The following is a 24,223-nucleotide window of genomic DNA, read 5'->3' on the forward strand; positions in this document are numbered from 1 at the left end:
ACCGCCGGCCGGGCCGGGCGGCACCGCGGCCAGCCCGCACCAACCGTCGCCCGGTTCGGCGGACTCGATCGGCCCGGTCCGGCTGAACGGTCCGGCCAGCCCGGTCGGACCGAGCTGATCAGACCTGCCTCCTGCCGGCAAGCACGTCGGCAGCCGTGTCCGTGTCCCGGGGCTCGCCCGCATCGGCACCCTGTCCCCGGTCGACGGATTCGTCCCGTGCGGTGACCTGGTCCCGTGCCGCGGCTTCGTCCGGGTTGGCGTCCTTCGCCGGGGGCTCGGTGAGCAGCGACCACACCACCGAGGCGGTGAGCGTAACCGCGATGAAGCCGAGGGACAGCGCGATCGGCAGGTGCCACACGTCGGTGAGCAGCATCTTGATCCCGATGAAGGCGAGGATCGCGGCGAGCCCCGTCGCAAGCCGGTGGAAGCGTTCCATCAGGCCGGACAGCAGGAAGAACAGCGATCGCAGGCCCAGGATGGCCAACGCGTTGGCGGTGTAGACCAGGAACACCTGGTCGGTGACACCGAGGGCCGCGGGCACCGAGTCGAACGCGAACAGGACGTCGGCGGTCTCGACCACGACGAGCACGACGAGCAGCGGGGTGGCGACCAGTCGACCGGCGCGGCGCAGTACGAAGCGCTGACCGTGGTACTCGCCGGTCACCGGCATGATCCGCCGCAACAGACGGGTCGCGCGGCTGCGGCCGGGGTCCATCTCCACGCCGTCGTCACGCACCATCTTCACCGCGGTGTAGATCAGGAACGCACCAAAGAGGTAGATGACAAAACTGAATCGATCGAGGACCGCGATGCCGACCGCGATGAACAGAAAGCGCAGCACCAGCGCGCCGAGCACCCCGTAGAACAGCACCCGGTGCTGGTAGGCGCGGGGCACCTTGAAGTACGAGAAGATCAGCGCGAACACGAACAGGTTGTCGACGGAAAGGCTCTTCTCGAGCAGGTAGGCAGCGGTGTACTGACCGGCCGCCGCCGGCCCGTAACAGGCCCAGATCAGCCCGGCAAAGCCGAGGCCCAGGGATACCCACAGCACGCTCCACCAGGCGGCTTCCCCGAAGGAGATCACATGGGCGCGACGATGGGCCAACAGGTCGACAGCGAGCAGAGCAAGCAAACCGCCCACAAAGGCAAACCAGGCCCATAGCGGAACGTGCACGAATTTGTCTCCAGTTCCAGGAAAGGGGTAGGACAAAATGGACCGGATGGAATGGGAGTGATGTCGCCCCGGGTGGACGGGCTCCGTTGCCGGCAGCCACCCGGGGCACGCTTGGCACCGGCGATGCGTCCGGGCCGTCAGGGCACGACGACGCAGCCAGGGGTCAGCAGGGTCCGGCGGGTCTCAGCAGAAGCAGAAGCAGAGGCAGGGCCAGCGCCACCAGCAGGGTCAGCGCCAGAGGTTGCCGGGACGGACCGGGCCAAGGCCCTGCCCGCGCAGCGGCGCGGTCTCCAGCGCTCGACCGAACTCGGTCGGGCCGACGGTGCCGACCATCCGGACGCCGCCGTCCGCAGCCTGTTCGAGGACCACGACGCAGCCGGCGGCCGGCCGTTCGGCCAGACGAGCGGGCAGCACAGCGAGATCGTCCGCCGGAGCCGCGGTGGCCACCATCGGCAGCGGCACAAGCACCCGGTTGACCCGGGTGAGGCCGCGGTCGTCCATCGGCACACTAGCGAGATCGTGCAGCAGCACCACCCCGGCAGGTCCGCCGGAGAAGTCGGTGACTCCGAAAACACCCTGCCGCGAGGGCAGCACGACGTCACGCAGGGCGTCGTCCACCGTCGTCCAGGCGGACAGCATCGGCGCGGCGGGCACCATGACATCCCGGGCGGTCAACCCGGCGAAAGCCGCGGCGGTGCGCTGCTGAGCCTGGGACAGCCGGGAGGCGCCGAGGGCCATCCAGCCCAGCAGCACCGCCCACAGGGCGACGAACCCGACCAGGAACACCCCGGCGGTACCCAGCGCGATCAGCGCCCAGCCGCTGAGTACCCCGGCACGGGCCGCGGCGCGCTCCGCGTTCGCCCGGCTGCCGGTGCGGCGCAGCACCCGGTCGGCGATCAGTCGCCCACCGGCGCTGCGGGGACTCGGCAGGATCTCGACAAAGGTGAGCAGCAGCACGAAGGTACCGACCCACAGCGCCACCTGAGCAGCCAACGCCGTCGTCGTGCCGGGCAGGAGGACCCCGAGGACGACCAGCATCGCGCCGGCCAGCGCCGTGACACTCAGTCCCGCCCGGGCCAGCTTCGCCTCGATCCGGATCGCGTCGGCCTCGGCATCAGCGCCGTTGTCCGCGACACCGCCCTGGGTGAACGCCGGGCCGTCTGGCGGCCCGTCCTGCGGCGGCCGGTCGGTGGGCGAGGGCTTGACGAGACCCAGCCCGCCGCCGCGTCCCGACAAACCGACGCCAGCTCCGAAACCACCGGTCACCCGGTCGACGCTCGTCGTGGTGGGTCGGCCGGGCCCGGCCGAACCGTTCACGACCGGGTCGCCTGGCCGGGGCCGGCCCGGTGCGACAATCAGCCGGCTGCCGGTCGCGCCCAGGGTGATACCGACGACCGTCAACCCGGCGCGGCGGGCGGTCCGCGCCCGCATCAGATCGGCGCCCACCAGGACGCCGGCGAGCAGGAGCGCACCGATCAGGCCGCCGCACAGATACGCGGACGCCGGACGGTTCGCCACGGTGGCCGGCAGTGTCAGTGCACCGAGCAGGACGGTGACGAGCGTCGCTGAGACAGCAAATCCCGGACGCACCGTGATCGGCGGGAGACCTCCCCACCTGGTGGCGCCGTGGGTACTCATGGCCGCTCGGACTCCTTCCCGCTGGTCCCGCCCGACGCCGGTCGTCGATCTCGCGGCAACCGGTGCGACGACCGGGCTCTTGTCAGACTCAACGTCTGTCCTCCCCGATCTGGTCCCGGCAGACACCGCACGAAGTGGACGAGTTCGCCTATAGTTTTGTTGCCGACACTCGGCAAGAAATGTCCAGATCACACTCTGAGTACACCCCCAGACACACCCCCTGGCACACCGTCGGACATACAGATACGGCGGCAGACACGGACACACCGGCAGGCGCGAGGGCACGCCCTGCGCAGACACCGAAGCAGGCACGAGGGCGGAAGCGGAGGGCCCCGAATGCCCGATGGCGCGGGTGGTCGGACCGCAGGCAGCCGGAACCGGAACGTCGGCGGCCACGCACGGGACGACCGGAGCGAACCCACGACCGGCACGCCGCCCGACGACGAGGACGTTCCCGCGGGACTCCCGGAGACGAGCCTGACCCGGCTGCCACGGGCGGCCGTCCTGGCCGCTGCCGACTCCCGGCTGCATGCCGGGCTGCTGGGGGACTACCTCGCCGTGCTCGCTGCCGCGGCGGACAGCGGGCGGCGGCTCACCCAGGCCGAGCTGGACCAGTTCCGGGCGCTCGGGCAGATCGCCGCCGAGTCGGGCGCGCCGCTGCGGGCCCTGGTCGACCTCTATCTCTCGGCGACGTGGCGGGTGTGGCCGTCGCTGCCGGCCGTGCGCGCCGCCGACCGGGCCGCCCGTGGTCTTCGTGACGTCCGCGCCGCCCAGGACGCCCGTGGGGGGAGGCCAGCGGTGTCGGGTGGGGCGGCCGGGGCGGTCTCGCGGACCCGGGCGGCCGCGTCCGCGGTGCTGCGGGCCAGCGATGACGCCGTCGCCGCCGTCTGCGAGGGCTATGAGGCGGCTCGAACGGCCCGGGCCCGCTCGGAGGAGGCGCTGCGCCGCGAGCTCGTTGACGACCTGCTGACCGGGACGTCGGATGTCGGCCAGCTGCTCGACCGGGCCATCGCGTTCGGCCTGCGGCTCGAGGCGCCGCACTCGGTGCTGGTCGTCGCCGGCAACCGGCGGTTTCTGGACGGGCGGGCGCTGACCCGAGCAGCGCAGGAACTGCTGCGGACGCACAGTCTCACCGAACCGCTCGTGGCGACCCGCGACGGCCTGCTCGTCTGCGTGGTGCCGGCGCACAGTCAGCTGACCCACACCGCAGGACCGGCGAGCACGGCCGCCGCCAGGCTGAGCACCTCCCCGCCGGCTGGCAGCTCGGCCACGGCCAGCCCGGCCAGCCCGGTTGGCCCGGTTGGCCCGGTTGGCCCGGTTGGCCCGGTTGGCCCGGTTGGCCCGGCAGCTCACGCCTCGTCCGGGGCAGTACCGGCGACCGATCCAGGTGTCGAGGCGGGGGCCCGGCGTCCACCCCGACCGGCCGGGCGTCGTCCGGCCGATGCGACTGGTCCGTCCGGGCGCGGCCTCGGGTTCTCCCCGCTGCCGGCGTTCGCCTCGCCGCCCGAGTCCGGCGCAGCCGTCGCGGCGCTGGCCGCACGGTTACACGGTGAGGCAGGGCTGGTCTGGCGGATGGGCACGAGCCGGGCCCGCAGCGGCGTTGCCGGGGTGCGCATCGGCTTCGAGGAAGCCCGCTCGGCGGCCGAGCTCGCAGGTCGTCTGGGCCTCGCCGGCGCCGTCGTGCACACCGACGACCTGCTCATCTACAAGGTGCTACTGCGTGACCGGGAAGCGCTGGCGGAGCTCGTCGACGCGGTGCTGTCTCCGCTGCGCTCCGCACGCGGTGGCGCCGCGCCGCTGCTGGACACCCTGGACGCGTACTTCTCCACCGGCGGGGTGGCCCTGGCCGCGGCCCGCCGGCTGCATCTGTCGGTGCGGGCGTTGACCTATCGGCTGGATCGCATCCACACCCTGACCCGGCACGATCCGACCTCACCGACCGACCGCTACGTCCTGCAGACGGCCGTGCTCGGCGCCAGGCTCATCAGCTGGGATCCAGCCGCCCCATGACCCCGCCCGCCCGGGCGGACAGCCGGACGGAAACTGTCGGAGGGCTGTGGTGTTCTGGAGGATGTGAGCACAGCGTTCGAACGGCCCACCACCGACCTCGAGCGGACGCGCGCCCCGTTCGAGGTCGTGTCCGACTACATCCCTGCCGGTGACCAGCCGGCCGCGATCGAGGATCTGGCCCGGCGGATCGAGGCCGGCGAGTCCAACATCGTCCTGCTCGGCGCGACCGGAACCGGCAAGTCCGCGACGACGGCCTGGCTGATCGAACGGGTGCAACGCCCGACGCTGGTCATGGCGCCGAACAAGACCCTCGCCGCCCAGCTGGCCAACGAGTTCCGTGAGCTGCTGCCGAACAACGCCGTCGAGTACTTCGTGTCGTACTACGACTACTACCAGCCCGAGGCGTACATCGCGCAGACCGACACCTACATCGAGAAGGACTCCTCGATCAACGAGGAGGTGGAGCGGCTGCGACACTCGGCCACGATGAACCTGCTCACCCGCCGCGATGTCATCGTCGTCGCGTCGGTGAGCTGCATCTACGGCCTCGGCACCCCGCAGGAGTACATCGACCGGATGGTCCGCCTGCGCGTCGGTGAGGAGATCGAGCGCGACGCGCTGCTGCGCCGGTTCGTGGATGTCCAGTACGCGCGCAACGACCTGGCCTTCACCCGGGGCACGTTCCGGGTGCGCGGTGACACGGTGGAGGTGTTCCCGGTCTACGAGGAGCTCGCCGTGCGCATCGAGATGTTCGGGGACGAGATCGAGCGCCTCACCTACCTTCATCCGCTCACCGGCGAGATTGTCCGCGAATCGCAGGAGATCTTCGTCTTCCCCGCCACGCACTACGTCGCCGGCCCGGAGCGGATGGAGCGGGCCATCGCCGGCATCGAGGCGGAGCTGGCGGAACGCCTGGCGACGATGGAGGGCCAGGGCAGGCTGCTCGAGGCCCAACGGCTGCGGATGCGCACCACCTACGACATCGAGATGATGCGCCAGGTCGGGTTCTGCTCGGGCATCGAGAACTACTCCCGGCATATCGACGGCCGTGACGCCGGTACCCCCCCGCACACCCTGCTCGACTATTTTCCCGATGATTTCCTGCTGGTCATCGACGAGTCGCACGTGACGGTCCCACAGATCGGCGGGATGTACGAGGGCGACATGTCCCGCAAACGCAACCTGGTCGACCACGGCTTTCGACTGCCCAGTGCCATGGACAACCGCCCGCTGCGCTTCGAGGAGTTCCTCGAACGGATCGGCCAGACCGTCTATCTGTCGGCGACCCCCGGTTCCTACGAGCTGGGTCGGGCCGACGGGGTGGTCGAGCAGATCATCCGCCCGACCGGCCTGCTCGACCCGGAGGTCATCCTCAAGCCGACGAAGGGCCAGATCGACGATCTTGTCGGCGAGATCCGCACCCGCACCGAACGTGACGAGCGGGTCCTGGTCACCACCCTGACCAAGAAGATGTCCGAGGACCTCACCGACTACCTGCTCGAACTCGGTATCCGCGTGCGCTACCTGCACAGCGAGGTCGACACGCTGCGCCGGGTGGAGCTGCTCACCGAGCTGCGCCGCGGCGAGTACGACGTGCTCGTCGGCATCAACCTGCTCCGCGAGGGCCTCGACCTGCCCGAGGTGTCCCTGGTCAGCATCCTCGACGCGGACAAGGAAGGCTTCCTCCGTTCGGAACGATCGCTTATCCAGACCATTGGCCGCGCCGCGCGCAACGTTTCCGGCCAGGTGCACATGTACGCCGACAAGGTCACCCCGTCCATGCGCTACGCCATTGACGAGACGAACCGCCGCCGGGCCCGGCAGATGGCCTACAACGCCGAACGCGGCCTCGACCCGCAGCCGCTGCGCAAGAAGGTCGTGGACATCCTCGACGACATGGTCCGCGAATCCGCCGAGGGCGAACTGATCGGCGGCGGCGGGCGGGCGCAGTCGCGGGGCAAGGCACCCGTGCCCGGCATGAAGTCCCGTTCTGGGCGCAGCGACGCCGTCGGCCGGCATGCCGCCGAGCTCGCCGGCATGCCCTCCCACGAGCTTGCCCAACTCATTCGCCAGCTCGACGATCAGATGCACGAGGCGGCCCGGGAGCTGCAGTTCGAACTGGCCGCCCGTCTGCGCGACGAGATCGCCGAGTTGAAGAAGGAGCTGCGCGGCATGGGCGCCGCCGGCGTTCAGTGACCCGCGGCCGCATCACGGCGGGCCAGCAGGGCCTGCCAGACCTCGTCGACGCGGGCGTCGAGGTCTGGCAGGCTGCCGCCGTTGTCCACGACCAGATCCGCGGCGGCGCGGCGGCGCGCGTCGTCGGCCTGGGCGGCCATTCGGGCCTGCGCCTGTTCACGCGGCAGCCCGCGCGCCTCGAGCCGGTCCAGACGCAGCTCACTCGGCGCCTCGACGACGAGCACGACGTCATAGGCGTTCTGGGCGCCCACTTCGACGAGCAGGGGGATGTCGTGCACAACGATGTCATCAGCTGACGCGTTCGCGATCCGCCTGGCGGTCTCCGCCTGGATCAGCGGATGCACGATCGCCTCCAGCCGACGGCGAGCCGCCTCGTCGGCGAACACGATCCGCCCCAGCGCCGGCCGGTCCAGGCTGCCGTCGGCGGCAGCGACCCCGGGGCCGAACTCCGCCAGCACCGCCTCGAGACCCGCGGTGCCCACCGCCACCACCTCCCGGGCGATCTGATCGGCATCGATGAGCACGGCGCCGTGCGCCACCAGCCGCGCCGACACCGCGCTCTTGCCCGAGCCGATGCCACCGGTAAGTCCCACCCTGAGCACGCTGCCGAGTCTGCCAGGCACACCCGGCCGGTGTCCCCGCCCCGGCGCACCGGTGCCGCCTGCGGACTTGGCACACTGTGCGAGGTGGAGGCCGAAGGGACGGACATCACCGGGATGCCCACGGCCGGCCGGGTGCGGCGCTGGATCCTTTGGTCCCATCATCTGTGGCCGGTGCTGCTCACCGGAACGCTGATCGGGGTCGGCGTGCTGGGGCTTGCCCTGGTGCCCGTGCTCAGCAGCCGAGCGCCGCTGCTGCTGGTCGCGTTGCGACCGACCTGGGGGGTACTCGTCCTGGTCGGAGGCACGGTCCCGTTCGTCCCGACGCTGCTGCTCGCGGCGTTTCTGCGCGGTCTGCTCGACGTCGGCTACTTTGCGCTGGCTCGCAACAACATCCGCTCGGTGCTGCTGCGTTCGTTGGGCGGCAGTCGGCTCGTCGCGGCGCTGACCCGGCCGAACACCCGGACGCCGCTGCTGTGGTTCTGCCTGGTGAACACGAACATCGCGGTGGACGCGGCCCTGGGCGCCGGCGATGTGCCGATCCGTCGCTTTCTGCGCTTCCTGGCCGCCGGTTCACTGCTGCAGACCGCCGTGTATCTGACGGCGGCGCGGGCGGCCTCCCCCGGCATGCGCCGCGCCGTGGACTGGCTGGACGCCCATATGACCTGGTTCGTCGTCGGTGGTCTGGCACTCGCACTCATTCGGGTCGCCGCGAGATCCGGACGGCGCGTGTACTCCCGGTCCATCCTGGTCCCCGGCTCCGATACGGGCCGAGGAGTGCGCCGCGCCGCGCGAGAGCCTCGCGGGAATGGTCGCAACACGCCGAGTCCCGACATCCACCGTCCGCTGACCTGCCGGCACACGGTGGACATCCCGGGAAACGAGTAGGAAGGTCGGCAAGGCGACGGATCGTTCTCCTCACCGCCGCCGTCCATCCGGTGCCGAATCCGGCCCGGTCCCCGTTCCCGTCATGGAGCCGCCATGTCCCCCGCGCGCCCCTTTCGGCCCGGCCGTGCCCACCCGCCGTCCGGCTCCGCCCACCCGCTGTCGTCCGAGCATCCGCCGTCGCGGTTCGGATGCCGGCCGCTCGGGCCGGGCGTCCCGCACTGCCGCACAGTGGCCTGCGCCGTCCCGCCGCACATCCTGGAACGCATCGCCCGCCACGGCAGCGAGCCACAGCGCGGCTGGGCGCTGGCCACATTGGTCCGAGACAGTTCGCATCGCACGATCCGCGCCCATGAGTCGCTGCTGCGGGCCCTCGATGACGGCGGCGAGCCGGGCGTACCGGCCGAGGCACCCCGTCCCCGCCGGACCGTCGCCGACGCCGGCGGCACCGAGACCCTGCCGGGTGTGACCATGCGCAGCGAGGGCAACGGGCCCGTCGAGGATCCCGCTGTCAACGAGGCCTACACGGCGCTTGGCGCCACGTTCGACTTCTACTCGGCGGTCCTCGGCCGCGATTCCATTGATGACGCGGGCATGTCGCTGGTTGCCAGCGTTCACTACGGCGACCATTACGACAACGCCTTCTGGGACGGCGGGCAGATGGTCTTCGGTGATGGCGACGGCCAGATCTTCCGTCGTTTCACCCTCTCGTTGGATGTCATCGGCCATGAGCTCACGCACGGTGTGACCGAGCACGAGGCGTCGTTGGCGTACGTCCAGCAGTCCGGCGCGCTCAACGAGTCGATCAGCGACGTGTTCGGCTCGCTCGTGCGCCAGTACGCCCGGAGCGAGACCGCGCAGCAGGCTGACTGGCTGATCGGCCAGGAGTTGCTCACCGACGCGGTACAGGGCGTGGCACTGCGCTCGATGAAGGCGCCTGGCACCGCTTACAACGACCCGGTGCTCGGGGTGGACCCCCAGCCGAGGCAGATGTCTGACTATGTGTACACCACGTTGGATAACGGTGGGGTGCACATCAACTCCGGCATCCCGAACCGGGCGTTCTATCTGACCGCGGTCGCCCTCGGTGGCCATGCCTGGGAAAAGGCCGGCCCGATCTGGTACGCCAGCCTGCGCGCCATCCGGATCCAGGAGAACGTGTCGTTTCGGTTGTTTGCCGCGGTCACCGCCCGGCAGGCCGAGGAACTGTTCGGCGCCGAGGAGCGACGTGTGGTCACGGAGGCGTGGCGGGAGGTGGAAGTCATCCCCTGAGCCCGCTCGGTGCGGCGGCGTGCTCCGGCGGGTCGAGCAGGGTCGTCCCGCTCGTCCGGTCCTCGCCTGCGCGCAGCCGGACCAGGGTGTGCGCGGACTGGCGGGCCAACAGGGTGAGGGCGCGGATCACCACCGGGTCGACCGCGCTGCGGTTGTCCGCCCACCGGGCAGCGATCGCGCCGAGCAGGCCGCCCTCACCCGCCAGCGGGATCAGGAGCACCGATCCGAGCCGGAACCGGGTCGCCATCTCACTGTTGATCAGCGGTGATTCGCGGGCGTCCGCGAGGAACAGCGGTCCCTGGGAGCGCAGCGCAGCCTGCAGCATTCGGCCGGCTTCCGGCTGGCGGGCCTCCCCCAGCGGTATCACCGGCGGGCCACCTGACCGGGTGCGCGAGCCGAACACCCGGTAGATCGTCGACCCCGGCACCTCGGAGAGCAGCAGAACCAGGTCGTCAGCACCTACCAGGGCCTGCGCCGCGTCGGTGATCGCCCTGACGGCGTGGTCGAGGTCCTGGGCGAACCAGAGCCGGTCCAGGTCAGTCAGGGCATCGCTGACCAGCGACATCACGCTGGCCTCGCGGCGTGCCTCCAGCAGGGCCGTGACCTGGCCGGCGAGCGCCATCAGCGCACGTCGCTGCCCCACGGTCAGGCAACGCGGCGACCGGTCGGCCACGACCAGCGCGCCGAGGGTCGTCCCGGCTCCGGTGCTGATCGGCGCCCCGGCGGCAAAACCGATCTTCTCGCCGGTGGCGTAGCACCGGCCGGTCGTGGCGGATTCGGCATCGACGGCAGGGTCCTGGATCTCCACGAAGGCCCGCCCAGTGATCACTTTTGTGGCGATCCCACATTCCTGGACAGGAATCCACGATCCGGTTCCGATGTGGGTCTTCGACCATTCACGATCACCGTCCCGAAAGATGATCGTCGCTGTCGCGCATCCGGTGGCCTCAATGGCGATGGACGCGATCGTCTCGAAGGCAGGTTCCGGAGCCGTCCGAAGTAGGTGCAGGTCGTCGAGAATGGTCAGTTCCGCGAGTCGCGGGTTGGCCGAACTGCCCGGCCACACGCCGCTCGACGTGGCAGACCCGTCTGTCGGGGCAGACCTGTCTGTCGGGGCAGAGCCGTTGGCGGTGGCAGAGCCGTTGGCGGTGGCAGAGCCGTTGGCGGTGGCAGAGCTTCTGGGGGAGGCCGCGCCGGGGGCGGCGATGGGTGAGCCGGTGGCGGCGCGGCGAGGGGAGGCCGGTCGGCGTCCGGCGCGGACGGGGTAGCCTCCCGCGGCCTGTGCCTGCAACAGCGCCGTCATCCGCACGGCCGGCAGCGGCGGGGAGATCGCCGTTCCCTGCAGCAGGTCACAACCGAGATCGACCATCATCGACTGGGTGCGCTCGTCCTCGATGCCCTCACCGACCACGCGCAGGCCGAGGCGGTGCCCGAGCTCGATCACGGAACGCACGATCGCCGCGTCCGGCGCGCTGCCACTGGCATCCGTGACGAAGCCACGATCGATCTTGACCTCGTCGAAGGGCAGGGTCTTGAGGATCTCCATCGAGTTGTAGCCGGTGCCGAAATCGTCCAACGAGACCTCGACGCCCTGTGCACACAGCTGGCTCAGCATCGCCGCGGCGCGCTCGGGCTGGGTCAGCACCGCGCTCTCGGTGATCTCCAGGGTGAGCGCGTGGCTGGGCAGGCCATGCGTGGCGAGCGCGCCGACGACTGCCCGTGGCAGGTCGTCCAGAACGAACATCCGTGGGGACAGGTTCACCGACACCGCCAGGTGGAGACCAGCCGCGTTCCAGACGGCGCACTGGCGGGCTGCCTCGCCGAGGACCCAGCGAGTCACATCCGCAATCATCGGCGATCGTTCGACCATCGGCAGAAAGTCACCGGGGGCCAACAGGCCACGGGTGGGATGGCGCCACCGCAGCAATGCCTCGACGCCCACGATCGCCCCGGAATGCGCGGACTGGAGCGGCTGATAGTAGAGCACCAGTTCCTGACGAGCGATGGCGGCGCGTACCTGCGCGTACAACGCGATCTGCGCGGGCTGGACGCCGATGATGCCGGGCGCCCAGACGGCGACACTTTCCCCTTCGTGTCGGGCGCGGGCCAGCGCCGCGTCGGCGCAGGTCAGCAGGCCAGCCATCGAGACGTCGTCGCGGGGCGCGACAGCGATGCCGACCAGGGCGTCCATCGCGACGTCGACCGCGCAGACCCGAAACGGCCCCTGCACCCGGCGCAGTACCTGCCGGCCGAACTCCGCCCGCGGATCGGCACCGAGCGATGGCGCCGGTCGAGCGGTCGAGGTCGCTGGTGTGGCCGACGGCGGGGCCACCGTCGATGTTGACGTTGACGAGGTCGTCGAGGACGAGGCGCGATACCGGAAGACCAGAACGAACTCGTCACCACCGGCGCGTCCGACGATGGCCGGTGCCGGCGTCATGATCCGCAGCCGGCGGGCGACGTCCTGCAGCAGCTGGTCGCCACCGGCATAGCCGAAAGCATCGTTGATCTCGTGGAACCGGGTGACGTCGACCAGGACGAGAACCGCCTCGTCGCCGCTGGACAGGATCGAGGCGACCACACGTTCACCGTGGTGGAGGGTTCCGCTGCGGTTGGGCAGCCGGGTCAGGGCATCGATCTCGTCGTGGCGTGGCCCCGAGCGGATGAGCAGCGTTCCCGCCGCGACGACGCACAGCGCCGCGGCCATTGCCGGCCCGCCGAGGGTGTTCAGATCACCGCCCGCGCAGGCGCCGAGAACCAAGATCGCGACGATGAGCCCGAGGGTGGCTGCCGCCGCTCGTAGCCGAGCCCATGCGACATAGATCGCGAGCGCCACGAACCACAGCAGGTAGGCCGATGCGTCGTCCGACGAGGATGCATGGGCCAGCCCGAAGCCAAGGAGCACGGCGAACGCGACCGCGATCGTCGGCGGCGCCCAGCCGGGCATCGACCGGGCGACCCAGCGCACTGCCAGGGCGGCTACCGCGACCACGCAGACGAGCCAGCCGATCCACCAGGGCCGCAGGGCCGAGCCCGGCAGAACGACCGCGAGCAGGAATACCGCGGTGATGCCGAGCAGAACCAGAACCAGGACCCGCCTGCGTTCAGTGAGTACTCGCTCGGTGCCCACGAAACGATTCCCTCCCCCAACCGGCCCAGGATCTTCAAGACCGGTACGCCCCAAGCCGCCACACCTCGCAGATCTCCGGCGCGGCCGACCAGGATCTGCAGCACGCGGGCCACGACTGCCAGGTCGGGGCGCCCCGCCGCCCGGCGGCCCCACGTCCAAACGCCTTTGCCGGTGCCCACCGGGCCATATGGGCGACCGCGCGGGGGATGGTCCCGGAATGCCGCGCCGTCACCGAGGCGAGGGTCAAGCTTTCTCTACCATGTCCGGCGTGACCCGCCGCCTAACCTGCTCGCCAGCATCTTCACCCTACGTAGACGCAAGAGTGGAGGCCCATATCCCCTTTGCCCCCAGATACAGCTAGAACGTATACGTCGGAACCGGCTTCGTCCACGACAGGAACCCTCGAACCGGAGGATCGCCGCCGGACGACGGAAATCGTCCGGCCAAAGCCGACCGTGCGTTGGACGCGAGTTCGGGACCCGTTGTCTCCCGGTTCAATGACCTACCTGAACGCATTATTCATCATTAAACCGACATAATGGACAAAAATGCCCAAGCGGCGCCGGACGATCGATCTGGAGGACTGGTCAACGAGAGGACACCGCGGCTGTGCGCAACAGAGTGCAGCGGAATAGTGCCTTTCGGTAGACGGCGCTTTCAGTGGGCGGCGTCGTCCCAGGTGCGACCGGAGCCGACGCTGACGTCCAGGGGCACCGACATGGCGTAGGCAGCGGCCATTTCGGCCCGCACCAGGGCCTCGACCGGCTCGCGCTCACCGGGGGCGATCTCGAGGACGAGCTCGTCATGCACCTGGAGCAGCAGCCGGGAGGCGAAGGCACCGCTCCGCAGGGCCCGGTTCACTCCCAGCATAGCGATCTTGATGATGTCTGCGGCGGAGCCCTGGATGGGGGCGTTGAGTGCCATCCGCTCGGCCATCTGCCGGCGTTGGGAGTTGTCGCTGGTGAGGTCGGGCAGGTAACGGCGGCGGCCGAGGATGGTCTCGGTGTAGCCGTCACGGCGGGCACGTTCGACGACACCACGCAGAAAGTCCCGGACGCCGCCGAAACGGGCGAAGTAGGCGTCCATGTGCTCGCGTGCCTCGTCAGGAGCGATGCCGAGCTGGGAGGCGAGCCCGAACGCGGACAGGCCGTAGGCGAGGCCGTAGGACATCGCCTTGATCCGCCGGCGCAGCTCCGGGTCGACCTCGGCCACGGGTAGGCCGAATGCCTCGGCGGCCACGAAGGTGTGCAGGTCCTCACCGGAGCCGAAGGCCTCGATGAGACCCTCGTCGCCGGACAGATGCGCCATGATCCGCATCTCGATCTGCGAGTAGTCGGCGGTGAGCAACGTCTCGTAGCCGGCGCCGACGACGAAGGCCTGCCGGATCTGGCGGCCCTCGGCGGTACGGATCGGGATGTTCTGCAGGTTCGGGTCGGTGGACGACAGCCGGCCGGTGGCCGCGATGGTCTGGTTGAAGGTGGTGTGGATCCGCCCGGCGTCGTCGATCATCGGCAGCAACGAGTCGACGACGGTCTTGAGCCGGGCCACATCCCGGTGGCGCAGCAGCACCGGCAGCAGCGGGTGGTCCGACTGCACGGCGAGCCAGGCCAGCGCGTCGGCGTCGGTGGTGTAGCCGGTCTTGATCTTCTTGGTCTTGGGTAGCCCGAGCTCGTCGAACAGGATCTGCTGGAGCTGTTTGGGCGAGCCGAGGTTGAACGCCCGCCCGACGATCTCGTGGGCCTGGGCGGCAACGGCGCTGACCTCGCCGCCGTAGTGCTTCGCAAGCTCGAGCAGATGGTCCTGATCGGCGGCGATACCGGCGCGTTCCATCCCGGCGAGCACCGTGACCAGCGGCAGTTCCATGTCACGCAGCAGGGTGGCGGCGCTGCGACGTTCGAGGTCGGCATCGAGCTCGTCGGCGAGTTCCAGACAGGCCCGTGCCCGCACCGCATCGGCCTGCGACTGCTCGGCCTCGCCGGAACCGTCCAGCGTGAGCTGCCCGTCACCGGTGGGTTCGGCAGACAGATCCCGATGCAGATAGCGGGCAACCAGATCACCGAGATCGAAGGAGCGCTGCCCGGGCAGAGCGAGGTAGGCGGCGAGCGCCGTGTCACTGGTGACGCCGGCGAGGGTGAGACCGAGTTCGGCGAAGGCGAGCATCGGACCCTTGACGTCGTGGCCGGCCTTGGGCTGGGCCGGGTCGGCCAGCCAGGCTCCGAGCGCGTCAAGATCGGCCGGAGTGAGGGTGGTGGGATCGAGCCAGGCGGCGGCGTCGGCCGTGGCCAGGGCCAGCCCCGACAGCACACCGGTACCGCGCCCCCAGGTGCCGCGGGCATGCAGGCCGGTCCGCCCGGCGCCGCGGGCGTGCGCGGCGAGCCAGTCGGCCACCTCGTCGGGCCCCAGGGTGGTGACGACGACGTCGAACCCCTCCTCCACCGGTGGCGGGGTGGTGGCCAGCGCCGCGTAGAGGCGTTCCCGCAGTACCCGGAACTGCAGGGTGTCGAACAGCTGGTGGACGGCCTCCCGATCCCACGGGCGCAGGCGCAGCTCGTCCGGCCCCAGCGGCAGGGGTACGTCCCGCGAGAGTTCGGTCAGCGCACGGTTACGGATCACCGAGGACAGGTGGGCACGCAGGGACGCACCGGTCTTTCCGCCGATCTCATCGGCGCGGTCGACCAGTTCCGCGAGCGAGCCGAACTGCTGGATCCACTTGGTGGCAGTCTTCTCCCCCACGCCGGGCACCGAGGGCAGATTGTCCGACGGGTCGCCACGCAGGGCCGCGAAATCGGGATACTGCACCGGGGACAGGCCGTACTTGGCCTGCACCTCCGCCGGGGTGAAGCGGGTCATGTCCGAGATGCCCTTGCGGGTCATCAGTACGGTGACCTGCTCGTCGACGAGCTGCAGGGCATCGCGGTCACCGGTGACGACCAGCACCTGCATGCCGGCCGCGCTGCCGGCCGTGGCAAGGGTGGCGATCACGTCGTCGGCCTCGAAGCCGGCGGCGCTGACCCCGGCCACCGCCAGCGCGTCACACACCTGGTGAATGAGGCTGACCTGGCCGACGAAGTCGGAGGGCGTCTCGGCCCGGCCGGCCTTGTACTCGGCGTACTGGGTGTGGCGGAACGTGGGCGTCGGCAGGTCCCAGGCGACGGCGACGTGGGTGGGCCGCTCATCCCGCAACACGTTGATGAGCATGGAGGTGAACCCGTAGACGGCGTTCGTCGGCTGGCCGGTGGTGGTGGAGAAGTTCTCCACCGGCAGCGCGTAGAAGGCCCGGTAGGCCAGCGAGTGCCCGTCGAGCAGCAGCAGGCGCGGCGCGGCGGCATCAGCGGCGGGGGCACCGGCGGGCGCGGAGCTGCGGGCACGGGTGGCGGACCGGGCTGCGGTCGCCCGACCGGAGGACGATGTCGACGAGGTCACGGGCACGCGGCGAGTCTAGGCCGTGGGTCCGACAGTTTCGTGGCCTGTGGGCGGTCCGTCGCTCCACGCAGCACACCGGGACCGTCCCGCGAACGCCCCGGTCGGACCGAGCGCACCGCTGGGAGCACACCGGTACGGAGCCGGCGGCGGTCGGGACGGAGCTGACGATGACCAGAAGCGGTGATTAGGCTCGCGCAGGTGACGAACACGGACGCGGATCCCGACCGCGGCTCCACCACCCCCGTCGAGGGGCCCACGCACGGGGAAGAGCTGGTCGCCTACCTCAACGGCGTCCGCGGCGAACTGGAACAGCACATGGGCATCGTGCTGACCGAGGCCGCGGCCGAGCGCGTGGTCGCGACGATGCCGGTCGAGGGCAACCGGCAGCCGTACGGGCTGCTGCACGGCGGAGCATCCGTCGCACTCGCCGAGACGGTGGGGTCGATCGGCGCCGCGCTCGGTGCGCCGGCGGGATCCCTTGCCGTGGGCATCGACATCAACGCGACTCATCACCGGTCCGCCACCACGGGGACGGTCACCGCGGTCGCCACCCGCCTGCACGGCGGGCGCACGCTGGCCACCTACGACATCCGGATCACCGATGACGCCGGACGCGCCGTGTGCACCTGCCGACTCACCTGCATGATCCGCTCCGGCTCCCGGTAACCCCGGCGGTATCCGAACGGACACACCAGGCCGACCCAGGTACATTGACCCGATACGGCGATGGGCCTAGCCTCATCGCCCGTGGCACCCGGGTCACGCGAGTAGACAACGTGCGGACGCGGGGAAGGTCCGGACGGCACCAAAGCCGATCCCGGGTGCCACACACAGATCGAGGTCCTCCGCCGCCGGTCAGGGCTTGGCGAGGGTGTCGACGGGGCCGAGTACCGTCCGTTTGCCGCCTCGAACCCGGTAGACGTACACGGTGGAGCCGTCCACGTTGCCGTCCCTGCCGAAGGTGATCTGTTTGGTGACGCCGGGGATGTTCACCGAGCCGAAGGCCGCCACCACCGCGGAGCGGTTCGCCGCGGAGCCGAGGCGGCGCAACGTGTCGATGATCGCGTTGGTGGCGTCGTACGCCTCGCCGGAGTAGGTCCCCGGGCGGGTGCCACTGTTGACGGCACGGAACTTCCCGACGAACCCGGCGGCGGCGGGGTCGCTGTTCGGGTCCCCGCAGGCGCAGGTGAGCAGGACTCCCTCGGCGTTGCCGGCGCCGGCCTGGTGAATGAGCTGGTCGTCGTTCGCCCCGTCCCCGGAGACGATCTTCCCGGTGAAGCCCTTGCCCCGCAGTGCCCGCACGAGCAGTGCCAGCTCGGAGTAGTACCCCGAGTAGTAAAGGACGTCCGGGTCAGCGGAAATGATCTTGATGGCCTCGGAACCGTAGTCCTTCGTCGGGTTGATCCCGTCATGGATGACGTTGAGACCGTGGGCGTTCAGCGCCCGCTCCAGCGCGCCGGACAGGCCGATGCCGTACTCACTGCGATCGTCCAACGAGAAGACGGTCCGGGCCTTGAGTACCTTGGCCAGGTACTCGGCGGCCGCCGTGCCCTGCACGCTGTCAGGAGCGATCACCCGGAAGAAACTGGTGAACCCGAGGTCGGTCAGGGCCGGCGCAGTGGCCGACGGACTGACCGAGAGCAGTCCGGCCGCGCTGTACAGCGGCTCACTCGCTTTCGTCGGCCCGGAGAACACCGGTCCCACGACGGCGACGATGTTCGGGTTGTCAACGAGCTTCTGTGCCGCGGTCGGGCCCTGCGCGGCCAAACCCTGGTCGTCGGCGGCGACGATCCGCAGCCGGAACGGCAGGTCGGGGCGCTGGTTGGCGAGGTCCACGGCGGTGAGCATGCCGTCGTAGGCGTTGAGGCCGAGCTGTTGGTTCTCGCCGGACAGCGGACCCTGGAAGCCGAGGACGTACTCCTCGCGACCCCCGCCACCACCGTCCGATCCGCCACAACCGGCCAGGATGGCCGCGGCCATCATCGTTGTCGCGATCCCGAGTGCTCCGACGCGCCGTCCCGCCGCCCTCATGTCACGCCCTTCGTCGCTTCGCCATCACCATTGATGGCTACAGGTATCCGACAGATAACCTGTTGTGACGAAACCTAGCCGAGCGGATGCACCCAACGACAACTATAGGTAAGCGTGTCGTTACCTATTGCCGCTTCACGGGGACCGGTGCGGACGGGACGGCGGCCGCAGCGACCATCGGTCCCGCCGAACCCGATCGGCCGGGCGACCGGGACGGTCAGTGGGACCGGGTGGTCAGGGCGACGAAGCGTTCGGCGAGCACCGTGTAGAGCACGACCGACGGGGAGCGGGTGTCCCCGAACCGGTCGAACTCGATCGTCCCGCTGACACCGACGAACGTGCCCCGACCGATCGCGGCCACGAGATCGCGCCGGACGGCGGCGTCCACGCCGGGCCGTCCCGGCAGAACGGCCGCGGCTGCCCGGATGATCGCCCGGGCGGCGTCGTAGGCGTAGGCGGCGACGGCCGGGACCGACTCGGCCCGGCGCTGCGCAAGCTGCACAGCCGCATCGTGATCGGTCTGTTCGTCGGCGCTGCGGCCGGGTGCCACGCTCGGCGACGTCGGTCCACCGGAGGAGTTCACGGCCGGCTGCCCGGAGCCGGCGGCCGAGGTCGCGCTGCTCGTGCGCGGCGACCGGGTGGTGTTGCCCGGGCCCGGCACGCCACCGAAGCGCTGCGCGTAGGCGGCGACGAAGGCGCCGGCAGCCGGCAGCCGGGTCGGTGGGGTCAGCAGACTGGTGATCAGATCGCCGTCGGCCGCGGTCTTCGCCTCGTCGGTGTACCGCGGGCGCAGCAACGCGTCCGACCCGAGGACCTGGACGGACAGTCCCCCCTCGGCCAGACGGGCCCGGAGCCTGCCCGCAAAGGACGCGGCGGTATCGAGGTAGACGAGGTCGGGCCCCTCCTGCTCCAGGGATGCCGCCACGTCATCGACCTCGGGACCGTCGTCGTCGCCGCGGATCGGGTACATCGCGGTCACCGAGGCGCCCAGGGCGGTGGCGTGCGCGGCGAACCGGTCGGCGAGCGTGGTTCCGTAGCGGGGTTCGCCGTCGACGACCGCGATGTGCCGGCGGCCGAGCGTGCGCACGGCGTAGTCAGCCGCCACCTGGGCCTGCAGTTCGTCCGTGCCGGCCAGGCGGAAGTAGCTCGGATAGGGCCGAGTCCGCGGCTCGGTGCCCACACCGGTGAGCCCGGGGTCGGCGTTGGACGGCGAGACGACCGGAACGCCCGCGGCGGCAAGCGTCGGCACGGCGACCCGGGCAACCAGCGAACTGACCGGTCCGACCACGCCGATGAGCCGCTCGTTCGCCGCGAACGCGTCGGCGGCCTGCGCCCCGCCGTCCGGGCGCGCCAGGTCGTCGCGGCTGGACAGCTCCAGGCGCCAGCCCGCGATCACACCGGACTCGTTGGCCTCGTCGACGGCCAGCGCCACCGCGTTGCGTACGGCCGCGCCATCGGCCGAGAGGTCACCGGACAGCGGCGCCATCACACCGATCGTGGCGACCTTCGTACCCGTCCCGTCAGAGCCGTCACCGCCCAGCGCCGACGCCAGGACGAATCCCAGCAACGACGGCACCGCCAGCATGACGACGGCCAGCAGCCCGAGGAGCACCCGCCCCCGGCGGCTGCGTGCCCGCCCGCGCGCCCACCGCCCGAGCCTGCCCGCCAGGGTGGCGGACGCCGCCCACCCGCCCGCCGCCGCGCGGGACACCGCCCGCGCCGCCGCCCGCAGGACGGGCGAGATCACGAGGTCGGCAACGCCTCGCCCGACAGGACCGCCTCGGCGACAGCGCGCATGGTGCGCCGTTGGTTCATCGAGGTCCGCTGGATCCAGCGGAACGCATCCGGCTCGGTCATGCCGTGCTCGGTCTGGAGCACGCCCTTCGCCCGTTCGATGATCTTACGGGCCTCCAGGCGGCCCTGCAGGTCCTCAACCTCGGCCTCAAGGCTCACGATCTCGGTGAAACGGCTCATCGCCATCTCGATCGTGGGCAGCAGGTCCTTCTTCTGGAACGGCTTGACGACGTAGGCCATCGCGCCGGCCTCGCGGGCCCGCTCGACGAGTTCCCGCTGGCTGAACGCGGTGAGGATCACCACCGGCGCGATGCGGTCCTTCGCGATCCGGGCGCCGGCCTCGATGCCGTCCATCCGGGGCATCTTGACGTCGAGGATGCACAGGTCGGGCCGCAGCTTGCCGGCCAGGTTGACTGCCATCTCACCGTCGCCGGCCTCCCCCACGACCTCATACCCCTCCTCCTGCAGCATTTCCCGCAGGTCGAGCCGGATCAGCGCTTCGTCCTCGGCGATCAGGACCCGGCGCGGGTTCGAGGAGGGCTGGCTCATCGAGGCGTACTCCCGGTCTCGTCAGGTATGCCACCAGTGTGGCAGGGCAGTGATTGACGTCCGCCCGGGCAGGGCAGGGCGGGAGGTCGAAACGCACCCTACCCGGATAGAGTCTTCAGCGAGGCGTTCCGGTCCGGATCGATCAGGAAGGCCCCGCTCCGCCCACCCGCCACGCCGCCCGCCCGCCGCACCACCCGGCCCGACCGCACCACCCGCCCGATGATCCACCAGCCCGACACCCCTACGATCCACCCGTAGGCCCCGGTACTCCAACGGCAGAGAGACGGTGCTCAAACCACCGACAGTGTGGGTTCGAATCCCACCCGGGGTACGTACAGCATCTACGCGCCGTGGATGCCCAGTGGCTGCCGGGTGCGGCCCGGGGGCGGCGGCCGTCACTCCCGCCAGATGGGCAACCTTGTCGAGGTCTGCCACCGGAATCTTGATCATCATGTGCACCTCCTGCCTTTCGTGATCGAGGTGGACGGTGAGCTGAGTGCTTTCGTAGAGGCGTCGCTGCAACGCTTCCGGCGCCTGGCGGAGCTTGAGGTGCAGCTCCGGCAGGGCGTCGAGGAGGGCGAGGCTGTCTTGGCCTGGCCGGTCGGGTTCGGTTTCGTCCGCCGCGTCGAGATCCTTGATCTTCCCGAGGGCGGTCTTACGCTCTGCGTCGAGCTGGTTGTAGCTACTGCGCAGTCCCTGGGTGAACGGGTCGTCGGGGTCGCCGTCCTGCGCCTGGCGGAGCAGGTTGCCCTGCCTGCGATCAAGCTCGTCGATCTTCTTCTGGAGTCGGCCTCGCTCGGCTGCTCGTTCCCGCTCGGCGCGGTCATCGTAGGTCGCGAGTTCGGCGTTCAGGAGGGCGATCCTGTCGCGCCCGAAGACGCGTTCGGCGTAGAAGTCGGCGATCGCGGCTTCAAGGACGTCTTCGCGGATACGGACGCTCTTGGGGTGTCCGACGAACTTGTCGTCACGGCCCCGGTTGTTCGCTCGGGGCCAGCACTTGTACCAGACAGGTGCGCTGGGATCGCGGACGGTTCCGAACATCCGCCGCCCGCAGGTGCAGTGGATCATGCCCCGGAACACGTAGGTCCGTTTGGTCGCGGGGTGGCGGTTGAGTTCGTTGTGCTCGCGGGAGCCGCGTCGGGTCTGCCGGTTGGCGTTGAACTCGTCGAACATCCACTTCGGGATCAAGGGTTCGTGGACGGGTTCGGATGACCACACCCACTTCTCCGGCCCGTTGACCGCCCCATGCCGGGACCGGGTCGCCCGCCGGTTGAACACCTGATAGCCGGTGTATTTCGGGTTACGCAGCAGATCGGCCACCGTGGACTTCGACCATGCCCCTCGTGCCCGGCGGGCCCCACCGGGCGGCTCGGGTGGGGGGTAGCGCTCCAGGTCGGCGTTGAGCTGCTCGGCGATCTCGCCATAGCCAAGTTTGCGGTAGTAGCGCCAGTGCGCGATCTGCGTGACTGTCTCCCCGCGTGCCCCGTCGGGTTCGAGGCGGGTCTTGGTCGCCCCCCGGTCGGCTTTTATCGAGTTCGGGTGCCGGTAGCTCTTCGGCCGGTAGCCGTAGGGCGGTTTGCCGATGTTCCAGCCGTCGCGGACATGGGTGCACAGCCCACCCCAGCTACTTTCGAGGGTGTTCCAGACCTCGTACTCGGCGACCGACTGGTTGATCCGCCGTTGCAGGATCGCGGAGGCCCGCGGCCCGTCGACCTTGATCGGTTCGTTCCACGCCAGCAGCGCCACGCCGGCCTGTTCGAGCCGGCGTTCGATCGCGAGGTTCTCGTACATTCGCCGGGCGATCCGCGACATCGACTCGCAGATCACCGCATCGAACCGGCAGTTCGGATGATCCGCCTCGGCCAGCAGGTCGTCGATGCCACCGTCGCGGGGGATCGGGATGTCGAACCGGGACACGTCGGCCCCGTGGCCGCGCTGATCGAGTTCCTTGCGGCCCGACTCCACGTCGTAGAAGTGCGCGACGATCACCCACGACTCCGGCAGGGCGGACTTCGACCGGTCCAGCTGGCGGATCAACGACTGGCGGGGGTCCTGCTGCTCCTCGGTCGAGGTCCGCCCGGCGAACGCGACCCGGATCTCCCGATCCAACCCCGCCAGCGGCAACGCGAACGGCGACACCGCCAGATCCGACAACCCGCGCAGCGCCGGGTTCGCCGGATCCGCCGCCCGGCTCGCCGGCCCGGGTCCCGGACGGTCCCGCCCGGCCGTCCGGGACGGTCGGCCAGGATCGTTCATGCTGCCTCCTCATCTGATCCACTGTTGCCGGTGGCCTCGCCGGCGTCCCAGAGCAGCAGGTCCCGGATCGCGCCCACGAGCTCCGCCCGGAGCCGGGCGGCCCCCGGGCCACTGATCGTCTCGACCTCGCCGTGAAATACCCACCGCCGGCCCGGCCGTCCCCGTCCGCCTTCCGAAGGGGCTCGCAGCGCGACGACTCCCGCGTCCTCCGCCTCCGTTTTCTCCCCCATTGACCCGTGGGGATCTTCTGCGGCCGGGGCGCCGCCCGCAGCGGAGGGCTGCCCGATCTGGCCAGGGTGGCCAGGGTCGCGCTGGGCGATCGGCGGCCCGTCGCCGTCGGCGTCCGGGTTGTCGATGGGACCGGTGGGACGGGCAGCCGTCATAGAGCCTCCAGGCGCCGAAGGAAAGGACCAGACAGAGGCAGAGGAGGCCAAGATCGGGCAGCCGCTCCCAGCAGGGCACGGGGCAGTATCCGGCTCATTGACAGAAACAGTAACACCCGGACGGGCCGGAAGGGAACCCGCGAAGCACGGAAAATACTCCGATCCGGGAATTGACCGCGGACACAGCACCGTCTGAGCTGGATGCGGATTCCCACCCGCCGGAGAGTTCGAGGAAGGTCCAGGAATAGAGCCGGGTCCGGACCCGGACTCCTCCCCCGCCGCCGTGCCAGGGCGAGGCGGATCGGCGGGAACCGCCGGTGGTCCCGAGGGCGCGGGTGCGGGATGCGGTCCGTCTGGCTGCTGTGCTGCAGGGGTTACCGGACGCAGCGGGCGGGGAGAGCCGGGACGGTCGGGGTTCGTGTGGGCCTGGTCGGTCACGAGGCGGGCCTCCTTCCGTGCGGCGCGAAACGCCGCTATATAGGAATCCGGTTTTCAGGCCCACTTCGGACAGTTGATCTCCAAAGTTGTTGAAGAGTTGTCCGATGGGCGACGGAAGAGAATTGGCTCGGAGGACCGCCGAAAAGCACCGCCCCCACTCCCCGACTAGTAGGAATGGGGCCCACCCACCGGACCGCCAGGATTAGAGATCAAAATATGGTCCGACGTGCGTCCACAGGGAAAAGTGGTGCCATTGACTAGTCCAATCGGATGATGATCGCCGAACAACGCGACAACCTCCATCGCGAAGATCACAAGCGCCCGTCGCCGTCGCTGGCAGCTCCGGCCCTCGGGGAGCGACCGACGAAGATCACCACGTCGCGCCATGGGCGACCATCGGCCCGGCCGGCAGGCGGATCGGGCCTCGCGCGGCCTGCCCGCGTGA

14 protein-coding genes, 1 tRNA gene and 1 pseudogene are annotated in these 24,223 nt (G+C 70.2%); 6 read left to right on the top strand and 10 right to left on the bottom strand.

Features of this window, described 5'->3' with window-relative positions; translation table 11 throughout:
* Window positions 1–118: 118 nt before the first annotated feature.
* A complete protein-coding gene (locus ND747_RS00790; protein ID WP_251730954.1) occupies window positions 119–1,174 on the bottom strand; it encodes a TerC family protein in 1,056 nt (351 codons plus the stop codon).
* A 228-nt stretch (window positions 1,175–1,402) separates the two neighbouring features.
* Window positions 1,403–2,812 carry a peptidase M50 gene (locus ND747_RS00795; protein ID WP_251730955.1) on the bottom strand — a complete coding sequence of 470 codons (1,410 nt, stop codon included), beginning with the start codon at window positions 2,810–2,812 and terminating at the stop codon, window positions 1,403–1,405.
* 336 nt (window positions 2,813–3,148) lie between these two features.
* On the opposite strand from ND747_RS00795, the gene ND747_RS00800 reads away from it, so the two are divergent.
* The gene (locus tag ND747_RS00800; RefSeq protein WP_251730956.1) at window positions 3,149–4,822 is read left to right on the top strand and encodes a CdaR family transcriptional regulator; all 1,674 of its coding nucleotides are present in this window, start codon (window positions 3,149–3,151) and stop codon (window positions 4,820–4,822) included.
* Window positions 4,823–4,885: 63 nt separating this feature from the next.
* Window positions 4,886–7,018 (top strand): excinuclease ABC subunit UvrB, encoded by a 2,133-nt coding sequence (gene uvrB, locus ND747_RS00805; RefSeq protein ID WP_251730957.1) that lies wholly within the window; start codon window positions 4,886–4,888, stop codon window positions 7,016–7,018.
* On the opposite strand, the gene coaE is transcribed toward uvrB, so the two are convergent.
* On the bottom strand, window positions 7,012–7,611 hold the full coding sequence (coaE, locus tag ND747_RS00810) for a dephospho-CoA kinase (RefSeq protein ID WP_251730958.1): 600 nt from the start codon (window positions 7,609–7,611) through the stop codon (window positions 7,012–7,014). The two genes, uvrB and coaE, sit on opposite strands and share 7 nt — an antisense overlap.
* A gap of 39 nt (window positions 7,612–7,650) precedes the next feature.
* On the opposite strand from coaE, the gene ND747_RS00815 reads away from it, so the two are divergent.
* Together ND747_RS00815 and ND747_RS00820 are read left to right on the top strand one after the other, a co-directional pair.
* Window positions 7,651–8,505 carry a hypothetical protein gene (locus tag ND747_RS00815; RefSeq protein WP_251730959.1) on the top strand — a complete coding sequence of 285 codons (855 nt, stop codon included), beginning with the start codon at window positions 7,651–7,653 and terminating at the stop codon, window positions 8,503–8,505.
* Between the two features lie 93 nt (window positions 8,506–8,598).
* The gene (locus tag ND747_RS00820; RefSeq protein WP_251730960.1) at window positions 8,599–9,774 is read left to right on the top strand and encodes a M4 family metallopeptidase; all 1,176 of its coding nucleotides are present in this window, start codon (window positions 8,599–8,601) and stop codon (window positions 9,772–9,774) included.
* Here ND747_RS00820 and ND747_RS00825 read toward each other — a convergent pair.
* Together ND747_RS00825 and polA are read right to left on the bottom strand one after the other, a co-directional pair.
* Window positions 9,764–12,904: an EAL domain-containing protein gene (locus ND747_RS00825; protein WP_251730961.1), complete on the bottom strand. Its 3,141-nt coding sequence runs from the start codon at window positions 12,902–12,904 to the stop codon at window positions 9,764–9,766. The two genes, ND747_RS00820 and ND747_RS00825, sit on opposite strands and share 11 nt — an antisense overlap.
* Window positions 12,905–13,561: 657 nt before the next feature.
* Window positions 13,562–16,333, bottom strand: a complete 2,772-nt coding sequence (gene polA, locus ND747_RS00830; protein WP_251730962.1) for a DNA polymerase I — start codon at window positions 16,331–16,333, stop codon at window positions 13,562–13,564.
* Between the two features lie 264 nt (window positions 16,334–16,597).
* On the opposite strand from polA, the gene ND747_RS00835 reads away from it, so the two are divergent.
* Window positions 16,598–16,993, top strand: coding sequence for a hotdog fold thioesterase (locus ND747_RS00835; RefSeq protein ID WP_251731064.1), 396 nt, complete (start codon window positions 16,598–16,600; stop codon window positions 16,991–16,993).
* Between the two features lie 189 nt (window positions 16,994–17,182).
* Here ND747_RS00835 and ND747_RS00840 read toward each other — a convergent pair whose 3' ends face one another.
* The 3 genes from ND747_RS00840 to ND747_RS00850 form a co-directional block, all read right to left on the bottom strand.
* Window positions 17,183–18,358: a branched-chain amino acid ABC transporter substrate-binding protein gene (locus ND747_RS00840; protein WP_251730963.1), complete on the bottom strand. Its 1,176-nt coding sequence runs from the start codon at window positions 18,356–18,358 to the stop codon at window positions 17,183–17,185.
* Window positions 18,359–18,575: 217 nt separating this feature from the next.
* Window positions 18,576–20,105, bottom strand: coding sequence for a branched-chain amino acid ABC transporter substrate-binding protein (locus ND747_RS00845; RefSeq protein WP_251730964.1), 1,530 nt, complete (start codon window positions 20,103–20,105; stop codon window positions 18,576–18,578).
* Window positions 20,102–20,701: an ANTAR domain-containing response regulator gene (locus ND747_RS00850; protein WP_250642081.1), complete on the bottom strand. Its 600-nt coding sequence runs from the start codon at window positions 20,699–20,701 to the stop codon at window positions 20,102–20,104. The genes ND747_RS00845 and ND747_RS00850 overlap by 4 nt, the downstream gene beginning before the upstream one ends.
* A 258-nt stretch (window positions 20,702–20,959) precedes the next feature.
* Between ND747_RS00850 and ND747_RS00855 the strand changes: the two genes are divergently transcribed.
* Window positions 20,960–21,032: transfer RNA gene (locus ND747_RS00855), tRNA-Leu, on the top strand.
* 620 nt (window positions 21,033–21,652) lie between these two features.
* On the opposite strand, the pseudogene ND747_RS00865 reads toward ND747_RS00855, so the two are convergent.
* Window positions 21,653–22,957 (bottom strand): annotated as a pseudogene (locus ND747_RS00865) (recombinase family protein); the annotation flags it as partial.
* Window positions 22,954–23,340 (bottom strand): hypothetical protein, encoded by a 387-nt coding sequence (locus ND747_RS00870; RefSeq protein ID WP_251730966.1) that lies wholly within the window; start codon window positions 23,338–23,340, stop codon window positions 22,954–22,956. The pseudogene ND747_RS00865 and the gene ND747_RS00870, both read right to left, overlap by 4 nt.
* Window positions 23,341–24,223 lie beyond the last annotated feature (883 nt).

It is taken from the genome of Frankia sp. R82 (assembly GCF_023716925.1).
Classification (GTDB): Bacteria; Actinomycetota; Actinomycetes; order Frankiales; family Frankiaceae; genus Frankia.